7 protein-coding genes are annotated in these 7061 nt (G+C 50.7%); 1 reads left to right on the top strand and 6 read right to left on the bottom strand.

The genetic code is table 11. The features are described 5' to 3' along the window. The 6 genes from KDK16_RS06800 to rpsL form a co-directional block, all read right to left on the bottom strand. Positions 1-200 (bottom strand): gamma-butyrobetaine hydroxylase-like domain-containing protein (locus KDK16_RS06800; RefSeq protein WP_257275299.1); only part of this gene is annotated, 200 nt, incomplete at its 3' end. Positions 201-255: 55 nt separating this feature from the next. Continuing rightward, positions 256-1263 carry a putative 2-aminoethylphosphonate ABC transporter substrate-binding protein gene (locus KDK16_RS06805; protein ID WP_257254326.1) on the bottom strand — a complete coding sequence of 336 codons (1008 nt, stop codon included), beginning with the start codon at positions 1261-1263 and terminating at the stop codon, positions 256-258. 218 nt (positions 1264-1481) lie between these two features. Continuing rightward, complete coding sequence (gene tuf, locus KDK16_RS06810; protein ID WP_257254328.1) at positions 1482-2675, bottom strand: elongation factor Tu; 1194 nt, start codon at positions 2673-2675, stop codon at positions 1482-1484. Positions 2676-2778: 103 nt separating this feature from the next. After that, a complete protein-coding gene (gene fusA / locus KDK16_RS06815) occupies positions 2779-4881 on the bottom strand; it encodes an elongation factor G (RefSeq protein WP_257254329.1) in 2103 nt (700 codons plus the stop codon). Between the two features lie 18 nt (positions 4882-4899). Beyond that, positions 4900-5370, bottom strand: coding sequence for a 30S ribosomal protein S7 (rpsG, locus tag KDK16_RS06820; protein ID WP_252177337.1), 471 nt, complete (start codon positions 5368-5370; stop codon positions 4900-4902). Between the two features lie 137 nt (positions 5371-5507). Further along, positions 5508-5882 (bottom strand): 30S ribosomal protein S12, encoded by a 375-nt coding sequence (rpsL, locus tag KDK16_RS06825; RefSeq protein WP_034841716.1) that lies wholly within the window; start codon positions 5880-5882, stop codon positions 5508-5510. A gap of 309 nt (positions 5883-6191) precedes the next feature. On the opposite strand from rpsL, the gene glpX reads away from it, so the two are divergent. Beyond that, positions 6192-7061: class II fructose-bisphosphatase (gene glpX, locus KDK16_RS06830; protein WP_257275300.1), on the top strand; the 870-nt coding region annotated here is incomplete at its 3' end.

Genomic DNA, 7061 nt, shown 5'->3' on the forward strand with positions numbered 1-7061 from the left:
CAGATCACCCTTGGTAATACCGGTGGCTGAAAACACCACGTTGTCAGAGCTGGCCTGATATCCATAGACACGTCCATTACCTCAATCAGCCTTTGCCCCGACTCATGTCGGCATTGATGACAAGGACAGTTATCGCGAAGCCAGAAGTAATGAAATGGCTTATCGTGGAAAAACAGATGATCATTGAAGAGCTCAAGCATGGCATCCCCCTTAAACCCACGGCTTCAGTTTTATTAAGTGTTTTGGCGACGGGTATTATTGTTCTGACTTAAACTCAAACTTAGCGGACCATTCTTTAAGAACAGCATCGCGCTCATTGGCCATTCGACCAAAATCAACGTCAGCCATGACAGCTTCAACATCGGGGTAATTTTTGACTTCGCCTTTCACATCCTTGTGAGCGACAACCGGGTAAACCGTGTTGTAAAGCTCATTGGCTTCTTCAGAAACCGACCAGTCAGCCAGTGCTTTTGCTGCATCGGACTTTATATTGACCAGACCAACTGCCTCTAAATCCCAGCCAACACCCTGAGGCATCACAAGATCTATTGGTGCACCCTGAGTTTTCAATTTAGCGCCACGCAGGGCAAATGAAATACCAATCACCGTTTCTCCTTGCGCTGCTTCAACACAGGGCTTGGAGCCAGAGTGAGTATATTTGGCAATATTTTTATCCAGAGCCTCCATATATGACCAGCCATTTTCTTCACCCATGGTTTGCAGCCAGGCAGCCACCTGAGTGTAACCCGTACCGGAAGAGGCTGGATTAGGCATGACAATATGCCCTTTGTAGACCGGATTCAGAAGGTCTTCCCATTTTTCAGGTTTTGGCAGAGCCAGTTTTTCAGCCTCTACGCTGTTGAAACAGATCGCATTAAAAAAAGCATCATGTCCGTACCAGGCTTTATCGCTTTCCGGATCCACCATGCCGGATTTAAGCTCGGAGACACCTTCCGGGGTATAGGCTTTAATAATGCCCTGATTTTTCAGCAGCACCTGGGATGAAGCAGCCAGCCCCCACACCACATCAGCAGGAGTTCCTTTTCCTTCTGCAAGTATTCTGGCAGTGATTACCCCGGTAGAATCACGAACCCAGTTGATTGTGATATTCGGATGCTCTTTCTCAAAAGCCTCTTCGAATGTTGATAGCAGATCTGTTTCAAAAGCCGTGTAAACAGTCAGTTCCTCAGGCGAATTAGCCCAAGAAGAAGCGCTAGCAACAGATACTGATACCAGAGCTAGACCAGTCATCCATTTTTTCATAGGGTCATCTCCAATCACAAGCGACCTGAACCAAACTACATATTCTGGCACCACCGTACACTGGCTATGTTTCAATCAAATGAAACCCTTTTATCTATGCCTTATCAATTACTCCCGGAGTTGGAAATATGATGTCGTTTAAATACTTACAGACAAAAAAAACCCCGGAAAAAATCCGGGGTTTTTATAGGGTGGTCTAGATTACCAGTGATTCAGTATCACTCGATGATCTTGGCAACAACACCAGCACCTACAGTACGACCACCTTCACGGATAGCGAAGCGCAGACCGTCTTCCATCGCTACTGGAGCGATCAGGGTAGCTACGAAGTTAATGTTGTCACCTGGCATCACCATTTCAACGCCTTCTGGCAGTTCTACAGCACCGGTCACGTCAGTGGTACGGAAGTAGAACTGAGGACGATAGCCCTTGAAGAATGGAGTGTGACGACCACCTTCGTCCTTGGACAGAATGTAAACTTCTGCTTCGAACTTGGTGTGAGGCGTTACAGTTCCTGGCTTGATCAGACACTGACCACGCTCAACTTCTTCACGCTTGGTACCACGCAGCAGCGCACCAATGTTCTCACCTGCACGACCTTCGTCCAGCAGCTTACGGAACATTTCAACACCGGTAACAGTCGTCTTGGTAGTCTCTTTGATACCAATGATTTCAACTTCTTCACCAACAGTGATGATACCACGCTCAACACGACCAGTGACTACAGTACCACGACCAGCGATAGAGAATACGTCCTCGATAGGCATCAGGAACGGCTGATCGATAGCACGCTCTGGCTCGGGGATGTATTCGTCCAGGGTTTCAACCAGCTTCTTAACGGCGGAAGTACCCATTTCGTTGTCGTCTTTACCTTCCAGAGCCATCAGGGCAGAACCAGTGATGATTGGAGTGTCGTCACCTGGGAACTCGTAAGTGTCCAGCAGCTCACGAACTTCCATTTCAACCAGTTCCAGCAGCTCTTCGTCGTCTACCATGTCAGCTTTGTTCAGGAATACCACGATGTAAGGTACGCCAACCTGACGAGACAGCAGGATGTGCTCACGAGTCTGAGGCATGGGGCCGTCAGCAGCGGAACATACCAGGATAGCGCCGTCCATCTGGGCAGCACCGGTGATCATGTTCTTAACGTAGTCGGCGTGTCCTGGGCAGTCTACGTGAGCGTAGTGACGGCTAGGAGAGTCGTACTCTACGTGAGCAGTAGAGATGGTAATACCACGCTCACGCTCTTCAGGAGCGTTATCGATCTGAGAGAAGTCTTTAGCTTCGCCACCCCATACTTCTGCACATACGCGAGTCAGTGCAGCCGTCAGAGTAGTTTTACCGTGGTCAACGTGACCGATGGTGCCGACATTTACGTGCGGCTTCGAACGTTCAAATTTTTCCTTAGCCATTTCTCTTGACCCTTAGATAGATATCAATGGTTCGGGGGGTAGTGATTCTCGGTACAGCATTCTAACAGCCCTTTATGTCTGTTAGAACACCGCACATACACTATTAACCCTGATTTTTAATGACCGCTTCAGCAATGCTGGCGGGAGCTTCGGCATACTCGCTGAATTCCATCGAGTATGTAGCACGCCCCTGAGTTGCTGAACGCAGATCTGTGGCGTAGCCGAACATTTCACCCAGTGGCACCTGAGCGTTAATGACCTTACCGGAAGGTGTGTCTTCCATACCCTGAACAATACCGCGACGACGGTTCAGGTCACCCATAACGTCACCCATGTAGTCTTCAGGTGTCACCACCTCAACTTTCATCATGGGCTCCATCAGAACAGGGTTAGCCTGTGGCGCGTATTTCTTCAGACATTGAGAAGCAGCGATTTTAAACGCCATTTCGTTGGAGTCAACATCGTGGTAAGAACCATCATACAGACGAGCTTTCAGACCCAGCAGAGGGTAGCCGGCGATAACACCGTTCTGCATCTGCTCTTCCAGACCCTTCTGAACAGCCGGGATGTATTCCTTGGGAATAACACCACCAACAATCTCGTTGACGAACTGAAGACCTTCTTCACCTTCTTCAGCCGGAGAGAACTCGATCACAACGTGACCGTACTGACCACGACCACCAGACTGCTTGGCAAATTTGTGGTTAGCGTCAACGGTGGCTTTCAGCTTCTCACGATAAGCAACCTGAGGCTTACCAATGTTAGCTTCAACCTTGAACTCGCGACGCATACGGTCAACGATGATGTCCAGATGCAGCTCACCCATACCGGAGATGATGGTCTGACCACTCTCTTCGTCGGTGTGAACACGGAAAGAAGGATCTTCCTGAGCCAGTTTACCCAGAGCGATACCCATCTTCTCCTGGTCGGCCTTGGTCTTAGGCTCAACCGCAACAGAGATTACCGGTTCCGGGAACTCCATGCGCTCCAGAGTAATAACGCTGTCCATGGCGCACAGAGTGTCACCCGTGGTTACGTCCTTCATGCCGATCAGAGCAACGATATCACCCGCCAGACACTCTTTGAGTTCTTCACGGTTATTAGAGTGCATCTGAACCATACGACCCACACGCTCACGCTTGCCCTTGACAGGGTTGTAAACGGTGTCGCCGGAATTCAGGGTACCGGAGTAGCTACGAATGAAGGTCAGGGTGCCCACGAATGGGTCGGTAGCAATTTTGAACGCCAACGCAGAAAACGGAGCATTGTCGTCAGCTTCACGGGTTTCAACCGTGTCTTTACCGTCGTCCAGGATACCTTCAATGGCCTTAACTTCTTTCGGAGAAGGCATGTATTCGATGACGGCATCCAGAACGGCCTGTACACCCTTGTTCTTGAATGCGGAACCGCCGAATACCGGAATAATTTCGTTAGCCAGGGTGCGAGCACGGATACCGGCCTTGATTTCTTCCTCAGAGAGTTCACCTTCTTCCAGGTACTTCTCCATCAGCTCTTCAGTAGCCTCGGCAGCGGCTTCGACCATGTACTCGTGCATTTCGGCACACACATCGGCCATCTCAGCAGGAATGTCTTCGTAGGCGAAGGTCATGCCCTGGTCCGCTTCGTTCCAGATGATCGCCTTCATCTTAACCAGATCGACAACACCCTTGAACTCGTCTTCAGAACCAATGGTCATCTGCATGGGAACGGCATTAGCGTTCAGACGATCACGCAGCTGGTCGACTACCATCTGGTAGTTAGCACCGGTACGGTCCATCTTGTTGACGAAGACCATGCGCGGTACTTCGTACTTGTCAGCCTGGCGCCATACAGTTTCAGTCTGAGGCTGAACACCGGAGGAACCACACAGAACAACAACAGCGCCATCCAGTACCCGCAGGGAACGCTCAACTTCGATGGTGAAGTCAACGTGTCCGGGGGTGTCGATGATGTTGACACGATGCTCATCAAACTGAGCATCCATACCACGCCAGAAGCAGGTGGTAGCCGCAGAAGTGATGGTAATACCACGCTCCTGCTCCTGCTCCATCCAGTCCATGGTAGCCGCACCATCGTGCACCTCACCAATTTTGTGGCTCAGACCAGTGTAGAACAGGACACGCTCAGTGGTCGTTGTCTTACCCGCGTCAACATGGGCACAAATACCAATATTGCGATAGCGGTCAATAGGGGTTTTACGGGCCACGACTCAATCCTCTGATACTTAGAAACGGTAGTGAGAGAACGCTTTGTTAGCTTCAGCCATGCGATGCACGTCTTCACGCTTCTTGACAGCAGCACCCTTGTTCTCGGCAGCATCCATCAGCTCGCCGGCCAGGCGCAGATCCATGGACTTCTCACCACGCTTGCGCGCAGCGTCTACCAGCCAGCGCATAGCCAGGGCCGTGCGACGGCTTGGACGAACTTCTACAGGTACCTGGTAGGTAGCACCACCGACACGGCGGGATTTTACTTCTACCACAGGAGCGATGGACTCGAGCGCTTTTTCAAACTGCTCCAAAGGATCCTTGCTGGTACGCTCCTGAACTTTGTCCAGTGCGCCATAGACGATTTTCTCGGCAACAGACTTCTTACCGGAAACCATCACATGGTTAATGAATTTTGCCAGCGTCTTGTTATGAAACTTTGGATCTGGCAGTACTTCGCGCTTGGCGACTACGCGTCTTCTTGGCATTGATAAGCCCTCTTTTCGGCCTTCAGGTAGCTCAGGAAAAAACTCCTGACCTTACTCTTATCAACCTACTGTTTAAATGCTTGCTCTAATGAGCGTTCTCAAGTCTAGTCTCTAGACACTAGTTTCAAGCTACTAGTTCAAGACTTAGGCTTTTTGGTACCGTACTTGGAACGGCCCTGCTTACGGTCGTTAACACCCTGGGTATCCAGGCTACCGCGAACGGTGTGGTAACGAACACCTGGCAAGTCTTTTACCCGACCGCCACGGATCAGAACAACACTGTGCTCTTGCAGGTTATGACCTTCACCACCGATGTAGGAAGTCACTTCGAAGCCGTTGGTCAGACGCACACGACAAACTTTACGCAGCGCAGAGTTTGGCTTCTTGGGAGTAGTAGTGTAAACACGGGTGCATACACCGCGACGCTGTGGGCAGGCCTGCAGCGCAGGAACGTCGGTCTTTTTGACCTTACGCTTACGAGGCTTGCGAACCAGCTGGTTAATTGTTGCCATTGGCGAACTCCAGTCGTTTCTAAGTGAGTAAGAATCTGCTGCGTCAGAGGAGTGCGCAGAAGATTCTTTGCTTCAACGGCAAAAGCCGGCGTAAAAACCGGCATCTACCAACCCCTGAAAATACAGCTAGGGGCAATATAAAGCGGCGAAATTTTACGGAATGCAGGAAATGGCGTCAAGCCTGTGGATAACACAATTCGAATAAAAGAGAAAACTCGCGGGGGTAAAATCTTGCCTGTTGCGGTTCACTCTGGGTCACCGAGTTGTGCTAAAGTCCCGCCCATACCCTAGATCACTTTCAGGATTAACATGAAACGCGAACTGGCGATTGAATTCTCACGTGTGACCGAAGCGGCAGCACTGGCTGGCTATAAATGGCTTGGCAGAGGCGATAAGAATGCGGCGGACGGCGCAGCGGTTGAGGCTATGAGAGCCATGCTCAACAAGGTTGAGATAGATGGCGAGATTGTCATTGGTGAAGGCGAAATCGACGAAGCCCCCATGCTTTATATCGGCGAAAAAGTTGGCAGAGGTCAGGGCGAGAGCATTGATATTGCCGTTGATCCTATTGAAGGTACCCGCATGACCGCAATGGGACAGAACAATGCCGTGGCTGTTCTGGCCGCCGGCGAGAAAGGCTCTTTCCTGAAAGCACCCGACATGTACATGGAAAAACTGGTTGCAGGCCCCGGTGCAAAAAACGCCATCGACCTGAAGCTGGGTCTTAAAGAGAACATCCACAATGTCGCCAAAGCGCTGCACAAACCCATAGAAAACCTGACCGTGATCACTCTGTCCAAGCCTCGTCACGACAGTGCTATTGCGATGATGCAAAAAATGGGTGTAAAAGTTTTTGCCATTCCCGACGGTGACGTAGCCGCTTCTATCCTGACCTGTATGCCTGACAGTGAAGTCGACATGATGTACTGCATCGGCGGTGCACCAGAAGGTGTGGTATCAGCAGCCGTGATTCGCGCACTGGGTGGCGACATGCAGGGTCGCCTGATGACTCGTGACGAAGCCAAGGGCGACACCCCTGAAAACAAGGCTGCCGGTGACATTGAGCGCAGCCGTTGTAAAGAGATGGGCATTGAGCCCGGTAACCTGTTGCGTCTGGATGATATGGCCAGCTCTGACAACGTGGTGTTTTCAGCCACCGGTATTACCAAGGGTGATCTG

It is taken from the genome of Endozoicomonas sp. SESOKO4 (assembly GCF_024606275.1).

Bases quoted from the DNA above. Each gene is read 5' to 3' on its own strand.
- KDK16_RS06805 (WP_257254326.1), bottom strand. From the start codon at position 1,263: ATGAAAAAATGGATGACTGGTCTAGCTCTGGTATCAGTATCTGTTGCT.
- tuf (WP_257254328.1), bottom strand. From the start codon at position 2,675: ATGGCTAAGGAAAAATTTGAACGTTCGAAGCCGCACGTAAATGTCGGC.
- rpsG (WP_252177337.1), bottom strand. From the start codon at position 5,370: ATGCCAAGAAGACGCGTAGTCGCCAAGCGCGAAGTACTGCCAGATCCA.
- rpsL (WP_034841716.1), bottom strand. From the start codon at position 5,882: ATGGCAACAATTAACCAGCTGGTTCGCAAGCCTCGTAAGCGTAAGGTC.